Raw genomic sequence first — 20,347 nt, forward strand, 5'->3', positions numbered from 1 at the left:
ATGGCCATCGAATAGAATGCCGGGCCTTGTTCTGAACCCACCAGACGGGTTTACCCGGTCAAAAACGCCGCAGGCGCCTCAAGGGCGCCCGCGTGACTATACCATTCGACTCCGGCGACTACCTTGCGCCAAAGCCGGTAAAGATCGTCTTCAATGTCTTGAAGGCAATCAACACATCGATCCAGAGCGAAAAGTGCTTGATGTAGTAGAAGTCATACTGCAGCTTCTTGCCCATCCCATCGGCTTCCGCCGCATAGCCCTGCTCCACCTGGGCCCAGCCGGAAATTCCCGGGCGCACCACGTGTCGATAGCTGAAGAAGGGAACCTCTTCCTCATACTTCTCCGACAGAGCCACGGACTCCGGGCGGGGACCAATGAAGCTCATCTCGCCACGCAACACGTTGAGTACCTGTGGCAGCTCGTCGACCCGATACTTGCGAATAAACCGCCCTACACGAGTGATACGCGGGTCATCATCGGCGAGCGTGTAATCCTCTCCGCCCGGCTCATGGTACATGCTACGGAACTTGTACATCTTGAACGGCCTTGCCCGAAAGCCCATCCGCGGCTGCAGGAAGAGTGCCGGGCCAGGACTATCCAGCCGGACGAGCACAGCCACCAGGGCCAGTACAGGCAGCAGCACCGGCAGGGACAGCAACGCAGCGAACAGATCGATGCCGCGCTTGAACACGCCGTACATCGAGGAAGGCATCAGGCTACCGAACTCGTTCTCGGACAGCCGGTCGACTCGAACCCTGCCGCTGATCGACTCGTGGATCTGCTTGATGTGATAGACGGGAATGCGGCACAACGTACAGGCGGCCAGAAACCGCTCCCACTCGGCGGGCAGATCGTCTGCTCGCAGATCCGCCACCACGCCGTCGACACGCACTCCATCCAGATCCGGCGTGTCCAGCCAACGCAAGTCGACCTGTGTCGTTCCACGCAGCTTTTTGGCATCACCAAAGGGTACTACCGCCAGCTTCAGGCACCGATAACGTCGGCCGACAAAATAACCAACGAAGCACCACAGCAAAGCGACACAATAACCGGCAAACAAGACCTGGCGGGTATATTCCTCACGGGTGAAGAAGAGAATGGCCACGGCCAGAAGAAACATCACCGACACTGTCGGCGCAATATAGGCCGCCACCTGGGCGCCAGGAAACCGCGCCATGCGCCTGAGTGTCAGCACGGTCGCAATAAAGGCTCCAACAATGGCAATGATGGTATTGGTGCGCACATCCGGTAGATAGTGCCAGAAGCCCCACTCCCAGCGCTCCAGAGAAGGTAGCCCAACCACCAGTGGTAACCCGACCACCAACTGGAATGGCAGCCCCAGCAGGATCTTTTCGTACCATCTGGAATGACGACGCTCGTAATCGCGAGTCACAAATGATTCCCTATCCATATCGTGCTGTCATCAGAACAGCAGCGAAAGCAATTATATAACATATGGTTAGGTTGCATGGCGAGTCTCCAGAATATCGTCCGCCATATCCTCCATCAGTCGAGTTCTGCGGTAGCGCTCCACAAAATCGTCGCGACGACATACGTTGAGATCCAGTTGTTCCAGGGCCTGGAGCGCAGCCAGAGCATCACAGGGCGGGAACACCACCGCGTTGTTGATTTCCTTGCCGACAAAGTCCGCCGCATGGCCTGCCAGTCCAGCCCAGATCGGCTTGCCTGTGGCAGCGTACTCGAACAGCTTGGACGGCAAGACGCGCAGAAACGCGGGCATATCATTGAGATGCAGAAAGAGAATGTCGGCGGACCGGTACTCATCCATCAACTTGTCGCGAGACAGCGGGTCAAGCAGTTGCACATTGCTTACCCTCTCCGTTTGAAGTGCTTCCTGCAACGCATCCTTTCCACCGCCATCGCCAATCACGACGAAATCCAACCGGTTTGCCGTGTGCTTCGCCAACTCCGGCAGGATTCGATCCAGCCCTTGACCGGTACCCATGTTGCCCGCGTAAACCACGCGCAGCCGACTCTCACACCCTGAGACGTCACGCCCGGACACATTACCTTCCGGCAGGTCACGTTCCGGTACATCACCGCCCGACACGTCACAGCCGGTACCCATGCCACTACTGAAAGCAAATAGCTCGTCCACACCATTGGTGAACCAGGAAAAACGCCGCGAAGGATATCGCTCCTCGAAATAGCCAGCAAAGCCTGGCGACACCAGGTTGATCTTGTCCGCCTGGCCAATAGTCCAGCGCTCGATGGGGCTGAACGCTGTACTCCCCAGTCTCCGCGCTCCTTTCGGCAGGATGTAGCGAAGGTTTTCGACAAAGATATCGCGGATATCCAGGTACAAGGTCGCCGACTGGCGTCGGGCGATACAGGCCCCAAGAGTCGCCGTCATCAAACGGGAGGAAGTGGCCACCACAAGGTCATACTGCTGACCTTTCACCAACCGGTTGACGGCTCGGGCGTAGGTAATGAAAGCCCGAGCCTGATCTACCATACCGCTCTGGTGAGACGGCAGCGCTACGCGATATACGCTCAGTTGCTGCTCATGCTCGATCTCCGGCGCAGCAGCAGAGAACGAGGCGTAACGATTGGGCAGTGTCGTAATAACATCAATGCGTGCGTCACCCGCCAGCCTGGGCAACATGGCCTTGACCAGTGCCTGAGTGCGGAATGAGCACGCACTCAGGTCCGGGGGATAATAGAAACTCAACAACAGGATATTCAAATAATGCCTCACTCAAGCTCATGACTAACCAGCCAACACCCTCTCGTAGAGCTTGACCAACGCCTGCTCCTGCTCTTCCCAATTGAGATGGAGCGAGGCGATTCCAGCATTTTCTGCATAGCGCATCCGTAGCGCCGGATCCTGAACCAGGGTATTCAGTGCCTCGGCCAACGACTCGCTGTCGCCGGGCGTCGTAAGTATACCGAGATCGTACCTTCGCACGACCTTGCTGATTTCCGGCAGGCTGGACGCCACCACCGGCAACCCTGCCACAACATACTCAAACAGCTTATTCGAATCCGTCGTGAAATGATTGAGACAGGTATTCTCGATGGGCTGAACACCGATATCCGCCGAAGCTGTGTAATACGGTAACTCGCTCAACGCCACCGTAGGGATGAAACGCACACGCTCGGCCAGCCCCAGCTGTTCAGCGAGGTGACGCAACTCCCCTTCCTGGCGCCCGCCACCGATGAACACGAACCAGGCATTCGGAACGCTGGCTGCGACTTCCACCAACCGGGGCAACCCCCGCCCCTGCTGGAGTCCTCCCTGGTACAGGATGATCGGCCATGGCTTATCGAGCTGTAACTCGTCGCGAATTCTGGTGGACTGCTCGACTTGTGTCAGTCTGGGGCGATTCTGCAGCACCAATGGGCGCGGTATGCCATAGGCTCGCGCGAAGAACTTCGCCCGCGCATCGGTGGTGGTGATGGTGCCCACGGCACGCGGCATCAGAGTCTTTTCCACCCAGCCCACGACACGGCGAAAACTCTTGTAACCTTCCCGGTCGGTGCTGATCTCATGGGCATCATAGACCAACGGTACACGAGCAAGCACTGCGGCCAGCCAGGCAGTCGGCAACACGTTCACGTCATGGGCATGAATCACCGAGGGGCGGGAACGAACCAGTTGGTAAGTCAGCTCAATATGCGCCCAGGTTCGCGCAGCGATGCTCAGTAATTGCCCAATCAGGCGCCTCGAGCCAGACCTATCCGCCACCGCGGGCTCTGCTGCTGACTCAACCGCATCCGGGTTGGCATGCTGCCGCTTGCGAAACTTCCAGAGCGGGCTGCGCGCCACACGCACAACCTTGACGCCTGACTCCAGCGTTTCCCGCTCTGAAGTCTTTCCCGGAGCATGCAGCGCATGGACCACAACCTGATGACCTGCCGCCTGGAGAGTCTGTGCTTCCTTCAGGACACGAGCGTCGTTAAGAAAGTCGTTCCATACAATCATGGAAATAGTAAACAAATTGAGATCCTTGGGATGAACATTACTCTCAAGCGGTTGTCTGAGGTTCCTCTAACGGAACTTCCAGGCAGCTTAGAATATCCGGTATCAGCTCAAGTGCTTGTAAAAATTTTTGACGTGAGCAAAGCGCCTCCATCTCAAACATTAAAGCCGCTAAAGCGACATCCTTAAGGCATACATTTGTCATTGATGTCCGGACCTTCTTTGCCTCGCTCAACGCCTCACCCAGGAGCTCCAGCTGATTGGTGGCCACAGGCCATCCTGCCCCTATTGGTTCCAAACTCCAGCGTCCCCAATGAAGCATCTTTATTCCCCCGTCATCATCTTCTATTACAGTACCTTTCGTAACATCCGGGTTAAATACAGAAACTGGCAAGGCTTTTAACTTAGATACAATCAGGCCATATTGACAATGCAACTCCTTAACATTAACTGACACTTCCCCACCAGTTAACTCTGCTACCATTCTAAGCCTTTCGACCATCTTTCCATCTACACGCTGCCACAGTGGAGGCTTTGACCGAGAAAAACGTGAGACTAATTCTATACTTGGCTCAACAGTCATAAGTAAGCCAAGAGACTTAATCTTGGCCGAATTGGCTCCATGTTGATAAATACAAAAATTATCGCTCATCTTATATATATTACATTTCAACCCATTAATTTGCGCTGCATTGACAAACCCCAATGAAGGAAGGGCGTCATCATCCGCCAAAAGAGTTGCTTCGTGTATTGCTTGCCCCCCTCTATTTGCTGCAAACACTTTCACTAAATAGGATTCATGCTCTCCATCTGCAACGAAAACTTTAACAACAATTGCACCAACATCCTGAACTCCCAAATGGTACCATTTTAGCTCAATTTCTTTCTCCTGAAAAGAAGAGGAGACTTCTTCCAAAACATTCCGTACCCACGCCTCTCTATGAGGGTCGTCAAAAAGTGCCCAAAACCCCTTTTCATGCCTCTTCGACTCATCAAGCAATACATGACCATGGAAGAATAATGCGTTTAATTTCAGCTTCCTGTCTTTCAACCACTTAAAATCACCAACTAGGGCAGTGATGCGAGAAAATCCTTGCCTAATTAAAATAATGGAGACGACAGCAACTAACAAGCCTGGAGGACTCCCCCATAAAAAGTCCCAGACCATAAACATGAAAGCAAGTAGAAATCCAATATTTGCTGCAAATCCGACAATCTTCGAGGGAGCTTCATCTAGTCCTTTGCGCACCGCCCCCCTACCGAGATAAAGCGCGGAGAAGATAAAAACTAGCAGAACAATATATAGAAAAAGAAACAATGAAAGGTGTGAATATGTCCAAGACAAGCCTGTCGATATAACTAACACCAAAATAATACTGGCCATACTCCGAGAATAACGTTGATATCCTTGAGTAGCAACTTCGTCTTGGCTTTCAAAAAGAATCGTTTTTTGGCTTCTTCTCAAAAGAAAACCAGCCCCTACACCAACACCATAAGTGATTATCTTTTCGGAAATCAGGTGAAAGAGATAAAAAACAATCGCCAGCATACCAAGCGACAATACCAGCACATCTCGATCTACACTCTCAAAAAAAGAAGGAAAATAACGAGGTATCCCTGTAGACCCCAACAGCATGATCACTTTCAGAGGAAGCAGTGAAGCAAGAAGAACTGAAAACTGAGAAATCAATGTAGCTACTACAACTATTAATGTCGCCCCGGGGACAACACGAAACATTTTATTCCCAAGAGAAAAAAACCACCTTAAAGAGGTTAAATTTCTTTTTATCAATGGATAGCTCCCAAACAGCACAACCAAAAACTCATTTAAAAATCACACAACAGTGCAGGGCAGACATCTAATCTTAGTCTTTCTCAAGCCCTACCATGGACTCCATAGATCTTTTAAAATAATACTGAAAAAATAAAAACAACGCCCCCCAACTCTGGCTCTAAAATTCAAAAGGTCAGAAAGATGCCAAAAAGTTTCTCATCCAAACTTCACCAAACTTTCCATTCATATGGAACAGGTCACTCTTGTCATGATTTTCTCCATCATGCCTATCTCCAACCTCAACCTTTACGGAGCCGTTACAGTAAACAGGGGAAGTTTTATAACCACCTTCAATTGTTTCTTCTGGTTGCGGAATGACTTCATCACCTTCTCTAAACACTCCACAATCATTCAGCAAGCGAATTCCATCATAATAATACTCTAGTGGCTTATTCACAAAAGGCTCATTATACGACCTCAAAGGATTGTGCGAAAGAAAGATTTTTTTATTAGTTATGGACGTAAGCTTAGCGTACGTCGCATACAAAATCGTTTTCTTAACATAATCATCAACAGCCTCTTTAAGAAACTCCTCTGAGTATCCATTAATGTTATTTGTAATTGGCTGAAGCCCCAATCCATATATTAAGAACACATCATATTCTTTCGGATCAACTAGATCTTTTCCCTTTGACGTGAACTTTATTGCAGAGCCTAGTTTCTTATTTCCGGGAAGAAGCTTGTCATCCACGACCTCTAGATCTTTCATACCATGTGAGCGCTGTGCAAAAAAAGTCACTTCAATACTTGGGTGATTTTTGCACATTCTGTCCCAACCCTGTTTTAGAGAGCCAGCATGACTATTACTTAACACACAAATATTAAGCCTATCTTTCATCGGAGAATGCCTCCAGCAATTGCTCATCACAGAAGGCATCCTGAACCGCTCCAGACTTCTCTAAGAAAGCATCCTGTTTTGTTATTTCTAGCGACTTAAAAAAGTGTTCCATGACATAGGAAACACCACGCGGATTAACACTGCGACGATTAGGTTCAAAAAACATCCCATTAAACACTGGGCTGTTTATGATTTCATACGAGGGAAAATAATCAACGAAACGTTTATCCTCTGCAGCCATCCCAGCCACGCTCCGCAAAACGGACTTAGATTTCATTGTGGCCACGATAACATGCTGAGAAGTGTACGTTGCAGTAAGAGGAACAGGAGAAACGGTAAGTATGATCTTTATTTTTGGATTCAACTCCCGCAAAATGTCCAACACACAATACAGATCATTCTTTACTTTAGGAACTCTCTGATTCTCAAAAACATGCTCATCAGGATTAAACTCGCCAGCCACCGTTCCAGGGCACATCGGATACTCATACCCACCATGTTTATGTACCCAGCTCTCGGTCAAGCCAAGAGTAAAAACAAAGTAGTCACTCTTCACAACAGATTCTCTGAAACATTCTATTGTTATATTTCTAGACTCGATAGCCTCTTTTTTACTTTTAAACCCTCTAGGCTCTACCCTAGGCCTAAACGGGTCAAAGAACCTCCCATTCTTCTCCCAAACTTCGTCAGGTTGCTCTTTTTTCCTCGTAGCCCATAGCAACCACTGCTTAAGCAATGAAACAGTATATATATTCCCAGTACGGGAACTAAATATATCATAAGAGTATTTTCTTCTTACACTTTCATCTACAAAAGATGGAGCTTTTTCAGTGATATACCAGCACCCGCCCCTCTCTCTCAATGCCTGACCTATATGTTGGGCAAAGCAGGAACCATAACAAGCAACCTTGTCACTGTTTTTAATTTTAAATTTCGATTCCCATAGATCATCGATATCAAGTGGATGTCTATTTGCAACAGAAGGGCGCCAAAAATTTTTTTGTGGTAAATCTTCATAAGGATTCATAAATTACACCCATGTGGCCTATGGAACTTAAATAACTGTAATGCCCCCTGGTTTCTGCACACTCTACGCAGCTAATTCGGGATGTGCTCGGAGTGCTACATAGTCCAGAGACTGATGTGGAAGCTCTTCGTTGTAGTACCGGATCCAGCGATCGATCACGACTCTGGCTTGGCCCAGAGACTCGAAGCGATGAAGCCAGATGCACTCCTCCTTCAAAGAGCGAAAGAAGCGCTTCACGAGCCCGTTCCGTTCCGGTGTATACGGCGTCGTGAACTCCTGCGTGAGACCATAGGCCTTCACTGTGCCCGTATATATAGTGGCGACTGCTGAAAACGAGCCCGTTATCTGACCGAAGGGCTAGCGGTTGCTGAACGCGCTCGCGCCCCCAGTCGATAGATCAGCGCTTCCTCCAGCGCGGCCTCTGCGTTCTTGCTGCTGCCATTGTCCGATAACCGCCAGCCGAGGATCTCTCGTGTGCAGCAGCCGATGATCACCGCCAGGCTGGCTCGCCGATCCTTTCCACACCACACGTGGGTGAGATCGGCCTCGAGGCAACGGATGGCAGACTCTTGGCACGAGGGCGGAAGCCCTGATGCCGTTTCCGCACCTGCCAGCCCTTGAGCTGCAGGATGCTCTGAACCGGCTTGCGGTTCTCACCCAGGACACACGCCAGTCGGCAATAGCCATAGGTGGGGAACCGTTCCGAAGCCAGTTTCACCCGCGCCGCCAAGTCGCCATTGATGACACGCTTCCGCGACTGGGGCCGGTAATACAGGCTTCGCCGGGGGGAATCCCAGCCAGCGGCAGAGCTTGACGAGCGACACCACATGGCCTTCCTCGACCAGTTGCGACTGCAGCGACCTTACGAGCTCTCCTCCTCGTCGAGCAGGCGCTTGAATTTTTTTACGCATAGATCAGCAGATGAGCCTCGCCCAGTGCCTCCTTGGTCTCACGGAGCTCACTCACGGATGCCCTTCCGGCGGGCCTTGAACCCGTTCTCCATGCTGCGCTGGGCTTCATCAATCCAGCCCTCGACCTCGGAGACGGTGAGATCGTACTGGCGAGCCACCTCAGCGGCCGTGATCTTGCCCTTGAAGATGTCCCCTTGCGCTTGGCAGTCCACCGCTTGATGGGGTTGTCGTCGCTCATCCTGTCCTCCTGATGGCTGCACTATACCCTGTGCAGCTCTGGAGGGGGTCGCTTCATAGATCGGTGTCCACGATTGCTGGGTAAGATCAATCTAGCCATTACACCAATTAATAGCCGGAAACTAACCTCTATGCAAAACCGGAATAAACGGAGATTCTGATATTTGTTTAGACGAGACTCTACGTGCAGTTTGCGAGCATGTCTCAACTATGAAACCTGATGAGGCTACATAGTCAACAAAATCAACAAAATCATTATAGACATCTTCATTAAACCCACTAAGAGCTACACGCCTTCCCTTAAGATTTTCTGGACTAACTTTAAATTCCGTGGAATCAAAAATTTGCCCCGGCTTCAAACTTTTCTTTTTAAAAAAAGAAAAAGAGTGCATCATAAAATTGCAATGAGCCGGCACACCAGCACCACTCAACACCCCCTTAATCTCGCTTCCTTTCAACCAGTTAATATCAAGCTTCGATTCCTTAGCTCCACCATATTTTCCAGACACAATAACAGGCGTTACAGGGATTCGTGTAATACAACCACTCTCCCCAAGGTGTGGATGAAGAAACTTAACCTTGTCATCATTATCACCATATTTAGGAAACAGGATAGAAGAGTCCACAAAAATACCAACATCCCTTAATGCTCTCAAGGTGTCATCATTATGTTGGTAACCACCGGCACGAAAAGAAGTTATATTTACGCCACAAATATCTTCTAACTTCTTCTTTCCATACTCCAGTATTTCACGCTGTTGCTCATAATTATATTCAGTGATCAATTTATTATAAAAAGGAAGCTTGGGATGCTGATGACAATGTAACCCGACCTCATGCCCGCAATCAGACAGATCTTTAATAACTCCCCTTATTTTTTCAGAATTAACAGAGAAATCTATTTCATACACATTGACAAAGAACGTCCCCGCCAAACCTCTGTCCGACAAGATTTTTGATATAGCACTTGTCGTAGGAATTCCCGAAGAACTTTCAAGCATTTCAAGCGAAGAAAAATAACAATCTTCGACATCCACTGTAATATTTAATGACTTCTCAAGTATTTCATCACCTGAATTGGATTTGTAATCTTCAATGAGCATTCTTTGGATCGGAAAGTCACTGATTGAACCACCAGCCTCTCCAGCTTTATTAATATCTACGCAAGCCGGTGACTGGACCTTTTTTAAATAGAGCAAGATTGAATCTTCTTGAAACTCACTATCACTCCCTACCGAAAAAATAATCGACACTTCGGAAGTACGTGGCAAAACAAGTAGCTCTCGAACACTTTTATCAAAGTACTGACAACCTCTAACTCCTGACCTGCTTCCTTGGAACACCCTCATCTTTTCAAAAAAAACTGGCCCACCATTTGGCGAAAAAATTTCAATATTACAATATTTAGCTTCCATCTTACGGAATAGCTTTACAAGCCCTGCCCCCTGCAACTCAAACTCAGAATCATTAATTTTTTTTACTTTAAGAAAAGCTTTATTTTTCACAAGAAAACCCCTGTTATTTCTTAAAGCTCATATTCATTCAGGAATAACAATTAAACCTATGTATTATAGTCATCCTTATTTATATGAGATCTAATAAATGAAACCTGTTCGGATGATGCAATCGCATAGCCACTCATGCTATCGACACTAAAATTTTCAACCAAAAACTTTTCAAAGTGACGAGCCTCACTTTTCTCAAGGAGAGGAGAGCATCTGCGCATCATTTCTATTGCCTTTTTTGAAAAGGATCGATTTTTACGCTCACTTATATCTATCTCAGAAAACTTCATTTTCTCCCAAGAAATTTTCGAAAAATAGTTTTGCATATTCCCCTTTGAAACTGAGTAAGGAATAACACGAAGCGAATCACCCAAACCAGCTTCAAAAAAAGGAGCAACCACCCTTGACCAACTAACATCAAGAGGCATCTTGTCATGCAAAAATTCAGAAAAATCCCCTGTGTACCTTCCTTTCCTCACCTCTTGAGCGTACATTGACTGGATTAGCTCAACTTGGTCTCGAATAACAAGAGAAAGTTTAACTTCTGCTATATTATTCAAGGCTGAAAACCAGGTGGCAGTTGCTTCCGGATGATAAAGAGTTTCTCTAGAGGGGTTTAATGGGTTACCAAGGGCCGCTTCCCAAGATATAATTAAATCATCTTCAAACCCTACCTTTCTTTCAAAAACATCAATTGAACCTTCAAGAGACTCTGCATAATTTCTATTACTTTCGTAACGCTTAACAAAATTCCTAAAGAGAGGCAAAAATTCTTCAGAAAACCACTTTTCTCGAGTATCGACAAACCGAATTCTATTTCTCTCAAGCTCGACCTTGGACTTCCTGAGGGCATATTGAAAGGCCGTTGTACCTGTTTTCCACGAGCCGATATGCGCAATAATCATAAGGTACACTCCCCCTGCCAGTTAAAAAATAAAGCACTACAAAGCCAATATTTCAAACTTAAAAACTCACGATTCATGATATAACTTTGGCTGCATCTTTTCCTAAACCACCTTGGCCGAAAATTCTGAGTGCAATACCTGATCACATCGGTAAAGTGTTGTATCCAGTTCATATTCTGAATTTTGCATTAAAGGACGAGCTACGATCCAAGTCAGCCTCGAGCAAGGCTTGAGCATCAGGAAAGTGGCGGCTCTGCTCGAACGGTCCCCGTCGGCAATCAGTCGTTCGGCGCAATGGATCACCCGACGGCGCCACAGCGCCATCTGGAACGCGTCTCCGACCAGGTCGGTGGTCATTCCGCTCGCTCATCGCCCAGCCGATCACCTTGCGTGAGAACAGGTCGATCAGTACCGCCAAGTAGAGCCATCCTTCACGTGTCGCCAGATAGGTGATGTCGCCGACCCATTTCTGGTTAGGCGCCATGACGGTGAAGTCCTGCTCTAGCAGGTTGGGCGCCACCGGCAGTGAGTGCCGCGAGTTCGTCGTCGCCTTGAACTTGCGCGCTGCCCTGGCGTCGTAGGCGGGCAGCAACGGTCTTGCGATTCATTACTAGGCCATCTTCTATCAGGTCCAGTGCCAATCTGGAGGCGCCTGAACGCCCTTTCCGGCGCTGGAAAGCCTGGGCCACTCGTTTGTCGAGAACTGCCTGCCGGAGGTGCCTCGGGGACGGTTCGCCGCCATACTGTCGCCAAGCGTATTAGCCGCTGTGAGCGACTCCGAGAACCATGCACATGCACTGGATGCTGGATGCCTGACGATGTCGATGGATGAAGGCGTACTTCACTTCAGGCTCTTGGCAAAGTACACCGCGGTTTTTTTGCGATTTCAAGCTCTTCTGACTTCTCGGCCAGTTGGCGCTTGAGCCGGGCATTCTGGTCGGCCAGAGCCTGCTCGCGATCTGAGGCGCTTTGCTTCTGTTGGGTCTTTTGGCTCGCCATTGGTAGAGCTGGCTGGGTTGAAGGCCAAGCTCTCGAGCCGCGGCACTGATGCCAACATGGCCGGCGAGTGCGAGGGCCTCGGTCTTGTAGTCCTGGGAGTAGCGGGTACGGGTCTTCTTTATAGAAGCTTCTTGCCTTGCCATGGGTCACCTCGTCTCAGTCTACTGTCTTAATGAGGTGTCAACTGCTGTTGGGCAAGATCACTTCCACTTATATCCACCCACGATTTGGCAAGCTATCTCACTCAAAAACTCGCTGTAATTACCATTCGGAAAATGGGAAAGATAACCTCCCTCATAACTGTCCAATCCATGAGCATTACCAACTACAGCATCTGCACTGGATAGCAAAAGGTCTTTTTCTTGCCCATTCCACTCAGACACCAGATACTTATAATCTTCGGGAACCTTTATCTTCGTTCCTCTTTTTCTCTCTGCAATCGGGAAAACATATCTATTAAGATAATTTCTTCTAAACCGTTCAACTTCCTCCTTAGCAACATCAGGCTTTCGACGTGCTATTTCTACGTTAATACTACGAAGAATTTCAGCAGCCTCGTAATTTAAAGAAATATTAGACCTACTGTCATTTATGATAACGTCACTTAGGTCTGGCAAACCAACGACACCTGAAAAGTCTTCCCACAACTGGTTCTTCGAGATAGTTTTTTCCGGAATTATTACTACTTTTACGGAAGAAAACTCAGACCATATGCTAACTGTATTTCCATACGAGTAGGTCCTCCACATCCCGCTTCCAGCTGCTCTATTCTTATCCAGCCGGTCAAAAAATTCGGCTATGGATACTTCTCCGCCTCCCTTTATATACTGCTGCCAAGCAGATGGAAGGGTTGTAAATAGTGAGCGTACCGTAACCACTACTTCATCGACACCTCCAATCCTATCAACAAAATCAGCAACGCCATCTCTTGACAAAGAAGAAAGTGCCTCTGAAGATATCAAGACATTTCCTTCATGATCACCAACTTCATCCAGCATGTTTTTTCCAAGGTCACGTAATTTTTTACTATCACCAGCCCAATAAATATTACTCCCACATAGACCATAGCACGCATGCTGCTGATTCATTAGCTTACCAGGATATAACCATCCTTTTTTCTTCAGCAACTTCCTATTCTCAAAAAGAATATTTTGAATATAAGTAGTCCCTGATTTCATCTGCCCAACATGAAGTACTTTTTTCATATCAACGCCAGTTAACTTATGAATAAAAACCGAAGACCAATTCTTCCCAGCGCTCTGCGACACTCTCTAAAATATAAGAAGAAGGAAACTTTAAGCTATGATCCACTTCTCCCTTTATCACTAGATCTCGAGCCTCCGAGCAATCACGTACAACAGAAGGCTCTCCCCAGATATCTGCGGCCCCTTCCCAATTCCAGACAACAGGGGTAGCTCCGGCGGCAATGCCCTCACCCACAGCCATATGAAATGATTCATGGTCAGATGGTGAAAAAACATATCCAACCATAGAGAGCCACTGTGGAACATCATCGCCAGGCGGGTCAAAAATCACCTTAAATCTCAACCGGGGATCACTATTAACCCTGTTCATCAAATCCTTGTAGTACTGAACCTCATCCGGACGTGACAAGAGCCACCCATAATCTAATGGGTGTTTCCCCTTTATTCTCAATACGTATCTCTCATCCTCATCAAGAAGCTTTTCTAAAGTATCAATTGCCCTGTCCAACCGCTTACTTCTAGGAACAACGCCAATCATCCCTAAAGTAAATTCTGCACCACCATGCTTTTTGACTCTGCAAAATCTTTCAATATCAATTCCATTTGGGATGACAGAGGTTAAATTCTCTTCAAGGCCAAAAACACCTAATGCATTCTTTCGTGTATGCTCACTGACAAACGCTATATGATCGATAGCATCCCACTTGGCATCAGCCATATACGGTAATTTAGCTTCCTGAGCGTGGAACCGTGCAACCAGCCGCTGATGTGGCAGTCGATGATGTGAATACCACTTGAGATTGCCCAGGCACCACTCACAAAAAATCACGTCAGCTTGAGGTAACAGTTCCAGGCTTTTCTTCTCATCATGAGAGTTGTGACCAGTCCACTGATCAACGAGGAATTCAAACTTTCCTGTTTCCTCAAGCCGTTTTTGCAGGGGAGTGAAGAACTTCAGGTCATGCCCTGCCACTAGCACACGGATTTTCCGAGTTTCTTCTGAGCGGGTAATTTTACCTCTATCAGGAAGCAGGCGCAGCCACTCGCTTGCCTCCCCCACACGAGTGCCGAAGGTATGCAATTTTGCAACCGCCATAAGCTGGTCAGCGGCAATCTGTGCGAGTTCATCGTCAGCCAGAGCAGCATCCAGGGCATTGATGTACTGCTCCTGAGTATTTGCAAAGAGAGGGTAATCCTCGCCCAGTAGCTCTTCATGCAGCGGGTTACGGTTGAGGATGGCGCCACACCCCGCTCCACCGTATTCGAGAATCTTGGTGGAGTACTCCAACGTCTCGTTCATCGCCTCGTCACGCCAGGAGAGTCCCACACGGGCCTGGTGAAGCTCTGCCTGAACGCCCTCCCGGGACATTGCTCCCAACCACTTCAGCCCGGGCGTATGCTCCAGCGCAATTTTCATGCGGTGCTGGAAACCTTCGGAGTCAAAGTGAATCTTGTCGCCGATCATGCGGAGTTCCGCATCTGGATGATTGCTGTAGAGCTCCGGCCATGTTTCAGCCATCTCCAACGTCATCCAGTCAGGCTTGAACTTGCCCGCGTAGACAACCTGCTTCTGTCGCGAGGCCACTGGAAGAGGCTCGCCTGCAATGTCTGGAATAACAGGTGGGTACAGCTTGCACTTTTCATCGGGCAAGCTAGGCACAAGTGCCTTCCACAGGTCCCGGAAGCCCGAGGTCTGACAGAGGAGCTGGGCGCATCTTTGGCCAATCTCGGAGATTTCCTCACGCTCGGCTTCGCTATAGGCTTCAACAGATTGAGGAATGTCTGTCAGATAGATCCAGCACTTCCGGAAAACCTCAGGGCTATCCAGCAATTCTTTTGCAATGGCGTAGCCACGTACAATGATGACGTCATAATCATTCTTCTTTTCGAGCTTGACGGCGACTTCGGCCATTTCACTATGGGTCAGCCGCTTGGCAAGCATGCTACTGGCACTGCCGATCTCGCGAATGCCATTGACAACATTGATATTCCGGTGCTTGCAAAGAGGCTGATATAGCTCGTCCCTACGCGGAGTACTCTTGGCCAGAAAATCGACTGTTGCCAGTCCGGTTTCGGCGAACACCAGGGCTATGGTCTGTGCCCAGATGGATGAGCCATCAATGTAGTTGAGATCTGGATTGGCACAGACAAGAACACGTTTCAACTCAGGCATCTTGCAGCTTCCCCCGGTTTCCTTGTGATTGATCGGCGGAGAACTCATCTGTATCCGTACAGAACAGGTTACTTGACGATAGCGAACGATCTTCCGAACTCAGCCATTCCCGCTGAAATGCTTTCGGTCGCCAGATCGTCGCGGCGAGCCTGGTTTCGACGTCGTAGGCAAATGCATCCTCGTTGCAGGCCTTCGCCCATCCATCGGCCTCAGGCTGATAGCTCATGGCATTCACCAGATCCTGAAGGAAGTACGTGCCATAGCCGTGGCTGGAGGAAACCCTGCCTACTGCCTGATAGCCATTCTGCTCACTCTGCTCAACAGCCTCTGCCAGTTGCTCAGCTGTCACCAGCTCCACCTTTTCCGGAGTAGTCCCCATGCCACTGGAACTAACGGCGGAACTCTCGATCAGCAGGCGGAAGTTTCTGTAGTGCTGCCCTCCTGCAAAGCTCAACAACTGGTCTACTTCAGTACGATGATCGGCACGGGCTACCAGCAGCAACTCAGGTGCCGTCTCGATGCGCTCATCTGAACCAATGGTCTCGAACACGCTATTGAGGCGGTGGGCATAAGTATGGCCAGAGAACACCTCACGAATACCGGCAAGGCTTCTGCGTCGCCACTCAGCATCATCGTTGAGCAGGGTATGAATAGCCTCTTCCGCTTCCTTCTCACTATTCACCATCCATACGGCATCGGATTCAAACAGCTCGTCAATACCACGAGCATAGGTACTCACCACCGGCGTACCACAAGCCATCAGCTCGAATACTCTTCGCGAGAACATCGTCGGAGAATCGGTGACCGAGTTGACGTTGAGGAATACTCGGTAACGGGGGTATTCCTTGCAGAGCTCCAGGTAAGGAAGGCTTCCACGGATGCCATCCTGATACTCCGCGGGGAACGGGAAAATGCCGGTACCGTGGTTACGATCAAAGATATCCAGGCCATGCTTGTTTGCGCTGGCAAGCAGCCACTTCATGGCCTCGCCACGCTCGGCATGTCGATTTCCGTACCAACTTCCGGCGAAGCAGGACCTGGCCAAGCGGCCACTCAAGGGAGCGGGTTTGTGCAGTGCTGGTTGAGCAGCAAACGGCAAGGCATGGACTGATTGATTGCCTGTCCGCTTGCGGTAGGAGTCGACCATGTTCTGGTCGGTGGTGAAGATGTGGTCCGCAAGACCAGCGGCTTCCATGAACTTGTCATGATGCACTGGGTCTTCCTTGTTCCAGAAAACCGTTGGAACCTTCTCCTGTCGCGCCCAACCTGCCATTTGCTGGAGTTCCTGGCCAGGCTTGGAGCTGTAGGTACCGACTCGGTACTGCCAACTTCCACCATTCCCCTTCCAGGCGCTCTCGATGAATACCATGGTTGGGGGATATTTTCTTGCCAGCCCATACCAGTTATCGGGACGAGGCTGAAGCAACCGCAGGTCACTGCCGAAACAGCCTTCCGTGAACTCATCCATCACCGCCAGAACGAATGGTTTGCCATTGTCGGGAGGGACAGGCCAACCCAGTATGCTGATCTCCTGTGCGGCCGCAGATGGTGGAGTGAACAGCACTTCAGGGGCGCTGGCCGATCCCGCGCTGGCCTTGACGCTGCGGCTCTGCTGCGCAGGTCCCGGCGTAGCCCGATCGAGATGACGCTGAGCAGCTTGCGGTAGCGTCAGATGGGCAACCCGATGATACGGAACCCCCAGTCGCGTCGCGGCAGGGACTACTATGTTCCACTTGATGTAGCGTAGCCCCTGGCGCACATTGATCCGCCAATTCGAGGAAGTCTTGTTCGGCCTCTTGAGACGCCACAGCCGTGCAGGCAATTTTACCGCGTCAACCACAGATCCAGATGCGTCTTTTACGTGCAACCCCGCCTTATATGCATGACTGGATTTCAGGGTATAAAGCTGTTGGCAAACAGCACGATACTTTGCGTTGGCAGCACGATACCTTGCGGCAATATCATCATGCTGTGCACTCAACTGCTGGTACTGTTCGCTCAACTCTTGATGGTCAGCCTCAGCAGCCCTCAGTTTATCTTCCAGCTCACCAACATATTGCTGGGTCTCACTGTACTGGACGTTGGCCTGGTTCAGCTTTTCTTCCAGTTCTGAAGCCTGTTGCTGGGCACCGGTATACTGTGACTCGAGCTCGTTGTATTTTTTTTGCTCAGTGCCAAGCTCTTTCTGCAGTGCCGAGATCTTCTCGTTCGCCTGGTTCAGGCTATCCTGTAGCTTGTTAGCGCTATCCAGCTTGCGAACTTCCTTTGCCAACGCATCTATCTTCTTGTTGGCCGAGGTCACGTCATCGGCAAGACTCTTGGCATTTTCATCAAACACCATCAGTGTATTGATGATCTTGTTAGAGCCAAACCGGTCGAAGTCAGCCGTCTTGCTTTCGGTCAGCTTCTCATCAGACGATTTCTCAAAGACAAAGAAGTCTGCGAAAGATGTGTTGTTCGGATTTATCGCTGAGAACGGGTAGCTATTGGGCACAGCTTCCACCAGGCTCCAGCCTGGATACCACTCCTCAATATCGCCCAGCACATCCCGAAAGCGGACGTATCCAGCAGACTCGTTTATTCCTGTACGATTCCCCTGCTCGCTACTGGCATTGCTGTAAATGATGACAAATCTTGTTGAAGCAGCGAAAAGATGCTTCAAATAGTGTTCATACACCTCATCATTGGAGAGGTGATAGATCACATCCAGAGACAGCGCCAGTTCCGACTGCACGGAGGCAGGATCGAAACTCTCGGGCTTGTAGACATGGAAGCGCTTCGAGGAGTCGTGGGCAAATGCCTGAGAGCAGTGCTCAATGATCGTTGGACTGATGTCCAATCCCGTATAATGAGGGTATTCAGCCAGAGAGAGCTGGGCCCCATCACCGCAGCCGATCTCCAACACTGACTGAATTTCGTTCTTCCTGACAAAATGATTGAGAAAGTGAGCCTTGAACCGGGCCAGACGTCCGTATGAACCAGCGCCACTATTTCTCCCCGATGCATACCGACTTTCCCAGTATCCGGCGACATCGAAGTACTTCTTGTGGCTTAGCTCAATACTCTCGACAACGTAGAACGGCCGTTGCTTCGGCTGTACTGGTGGTAACTTATAGCCAATAGTGTGCAGTCTATCCTGTACCGACTCGGGCAGTAATCCGTCATCCAGTAGAATGATGATTGGGCGTGCATCACTGCCTTCCAACTGGTCGAGGAATTCCTTGTTCAGCTCGCTCTGGCTGGAACTCAGAATAAACACACTGCACTGGCCAAGTACGTCACTCGTATCGGGGACGCCTGTGTGAAGAGCTTCGGGTGACATTCGCGCAGACAAGGCCTGCATCAGAGATTCGTTGTCTCCGACAAGCCAGTAGTGCCCGCCCAACCCGAGCTCATCAAGGAAATCACACAGTTCGTGTTCCAGGTTCACCTTCTCCATTACAACCCTGCTCAATTATGATTTATATGTCAGGCAGCCCAGATGCCACGGCTGTCGATGAGGTAGCACCCTTCAAGCTGTTGCGGATCGATGCTCTTGAATGGCTTGTGATCCACCAACAGGACAACGACGTCAGCACTTTCAAGTGCATCGTCTGCAGTCACCAGTGTGCACCCTTCCAGCTTGCCAGCAGGCAACGCTTCGATGTTGGGTTCAACAATCAGCGTCTGGCCCGGGTTGGAGGCAGCGATTTTCTGGGTAATGGCAAGGGCCGGGCTTTCACGCAGGTCATCGATATCCGGCTTGAAGGCCAGACCGAAGCAGGCGATGGAGACCTCCTTCGCGGTTTTCTCGGGGTTGGCCGACAGGAACTTGCCCACGGCTTCATTGACCTTGTCGATCACCCACTGAGGCTTGCCATCGTTCACCTCACGAGCAGCGCGAATCAATCGCGCCTCATCGGGGGTCTCGCTGACGATAAACCAGGGGTCAACGGCGATGCAGTGCCCACCCACACCCGGACCAGGCTGCAGGATATTGACGCGCGGGTGACGATTGGAGAGTCGAATCAGCTCCCAGACATTGATATCCAGCTTGTCACAGATGATGGAAAGCTCATTGGCAAAGGCGATGTTCACATCACGGAAGCTGTTCTCCGTGAGTTTGGCCATCTCCGCGGTGCGCGCCGTGGTGGTGATGCACTCCCCTTCAACGAAGATCTTGTACAGCGCAGTGGCGGCCTTCGAGCAACGCTCGGTCATGCCACCGATGACGCGGTCATTTTCCACCAGCTCGCGAATGACATGACCGGGCAATACCCGCTCCGGGCAGTGTGCGATGCGGATATCGGAATCTTCGCCATGGCTCTGTGGGAACGTCAGGTCCGGGCGAGCCTCCGCCAGGACCTCTGCCACCCGCTCTGTCGCCCCAACCGGGGAGGTGGACTCAAGAATGACCAGATTGCCCTTGTTCAACACTGGAGCAATCGCCTTGCTGGCCGCTTCGATATAGCTCAGGTCCGGCACATGGTCATTACCGCCCTCAGCCTTGAAGGGAGTAGGCACGGCAATGAGGAATGCATCCGCCGGCTCGGGGCTGGTGGTCGCGCGCAGATGGCCTTCCTTGACGGCCGCATGCACGATCATGTCCAGCTCGGGCTCGACAATATGAATCTCGCCCTTGTTGATGGTATCCACGGCGTGCTGGTTGACGTCTACACCGACTACCTTCTTGCGACGTGATGCGATCACAGCAGCAGTTGGCAAGCCGATATACCCCAGGCCAATAACGGAGATAGTGTTGAATTCCATAAGATATCAATCCAGATAAGC

The 20,347-nt window shown here is 50.1% G+C and carries 15 protein-coding genes and 1 pseudogene; all 16 read right to left on the reverse strand.

The features are described 5' to 3' along the window. Positions 1-118 precede the first annotated feature (118 nt). Positions 119-1,411 carry a sugar transferase gene (locus BUE38_RS19590; protein WP_073436934.1) on the reverse strand — a complete coding sequence of 431 codons (1,293 nt, stop codon included), beginning with the start codon at positions 1,409-1,411 and terminating at the stop codon, positions 119-121. A 48-nt stretch (positions 1,412-1,459) separates the two neighbouring features. Then, positions 1,460-2,719, reverse strand: coding sequence for a glycosyltransferase family 4 protein (locus tag BUE38_RS19595; protein ID WP_234987114.1), 1,260 nt, complete (start codon positions 2,717-2,719; stop codon positions 1,460-1,462). Positions 2,720-2,731: 12 nt separating this feature from the next. Continuing rightward, positions 2,732-3,961 (reverse strand): glycosyltransferase family 4 protein, encoded by a 1,230-nt coding sequence (locus BUE38_RS19600; RefSeq protein ID WP_170234304.1) that lies wholly within the window; start codon positions 3,959-3,961, stop codon positions 2,732-2,734. Positions 3,962-3,989: 28 nt separating this feature from the next. Then, positions 3,990-5,735 (reverse strand): hypothetical protein, encoded by a 1,746-nt coding sequence (locus BUE38_RS19605; RefSeq protein WP_143166406.1) that lies wholly within the window; start codon positions 5,733-5,735, stop codon positions 3,990-3,992. Between the two features lie 175 nt (positions 5,736-5,910). Then, complete coding sequence (locus tag BUE38_RS19610) at positions 5,911-6,615, reverse strand: hypothetical protein (protein WP_143166407.1); 705 nt, start codon at positions 6,613-6,615, stop codon at positions 5,911-5,913. Next, positions 6,605-7,642: a GSCFA domain-containing protein gene (locus tag BUE38_RS19615; protein ID WP_073436939.1), complete on the reverse strand. Its 1,038-nt coding sequence runs from the start codon at positions 7,640-7,642 to the stop codon at positions 6,605-6,607. Before BUE38_RS19615 ends, BUE38_RS19610 begins: the two co-directional genes overlap by 11 nt. Positions 7,643-7,705: 63 nt before the next feature. Continuing rightward, entirely contained in the window at positions 7,706-7,942 is a 237-nt protein-coding gene (locus BUE38_RS23540; protein ID WP_200802214.1) for an integrase core domain-containing protein, read from the reverse strand. Positions 7,943-7,983: 41 nt separating this feature from the next. Further along, a complete protein-coding gene (locus BUE38_RS23545; protein ID WP_443093379.1) occupies positions 7,984-8,256 on the reverse strand; it encodes an integrase catalytic domain-containing protein in 273 nt (90 codons plus the stop codon). A 344-nt stretch (positions 8,257-8,600) separates the two neighbouring features. Next, complete coding sequence (locus tag BUE38_RS19625) at positions 8,601-8,813, reverse strand: hypothetical protein (protein WP_200802215.1); 213 nt, start codon at positions 8,811-8,813, stop codon at positions 8,601-8,603. Between the two features lie 99 nt (positions 8,814-8,912). Beyond that, complete coding sequence (locus BUE38_RS19630) at positions 8,913-10,295, reverse strand: polysaccharide deacetylase family protein (protein WP_073436940.1); 1,383 nt, start codon at positions 10,293-10,295, stop codon at positions 8,913-8,915. 56 nt (positions 10,296-10,351) lie between these two features. Continuing rightward, a complete protein-coding gene (locus tag BUE38_RS19635) occupies positions 10,352-11,200 on the reverse strand; it encodes a hypothetical protein (RefSeq protein WP_073436941.1) in 849 nt (282 codons plus the stop codon). Positions 11,201-11,452: 252 nt separating this feature from the next. Then, positions 11,453-12,342, reverse strand: a pseudogene (locus BUE38_RS23315) (IS3 family transposase); the annotation flags it as partial. A gap of 57 nt (positions 12,343-12,399) precedes the next feature. Continuing rightward, entirely contained in the window at positions 12,400-13,404 is a 1,005-nt protein-coding gene (locus BUE38_RS22765; protein ID WP_143166409.1) for a hypothetical protein, read from the reverse strand. Positions 13,405-13,420: 16 nt separating this feature from the next. After that, the gene (locus BUE38_RS19655) at positions 13,421-15,577 is read right to left on the reverse strand and encodes a glycosyltransferase (RefSeq protein ID WP_073436942.1); all 2,157 of its coding nucleotides are present in this window, start codon (positions 15,575-15,577) and stop codon (positions 13,421-13,423) included. Further along, on the reverse strand, positions 15,570-19,016 hold the full coding sequence (locus BUE38_RS19660; RefSeq protein ID WP_073436943.1) for a glycosyltransferase family protein: 3,447 nt from the start codon (positions 19,014-19,016) through the stop codon (positions 15,570-15,572). Before BUE38_RS19660 ends, BUE38_RS19655 begins: the two co-directional genes overlap by 8 nt. A gap of 29 nt (positions 19,017-19,045) precedes the next feature. Beyond that, the gene (wecC, locus tag BUE38_RS19665) at positions 19,046-20,326 is read right to left on the reverse strand and encodes a UDP-N-acetyl-D-mannosamine dehydrogenase (RefSeq protein WP_073436944.1); all 1,281 of its coding nucleotides are present in this window, start codon (positions 20,324-20,326) and stop codon (positions 19,046-19,048) included. Between the last annotated feature and the right edge of the window lie 21 nt (positions 20,327-20,347).

This window comes from Halomonas cupida, from assembly GCF_900142755.1.
Taxonomy (GTDB): domain Bacteria; phylum Pseudomonadota; class Gammaproteobacteria; order Pseudomonadales; family Halomonadaceae; genus Halomonas; species Halomonas cupida.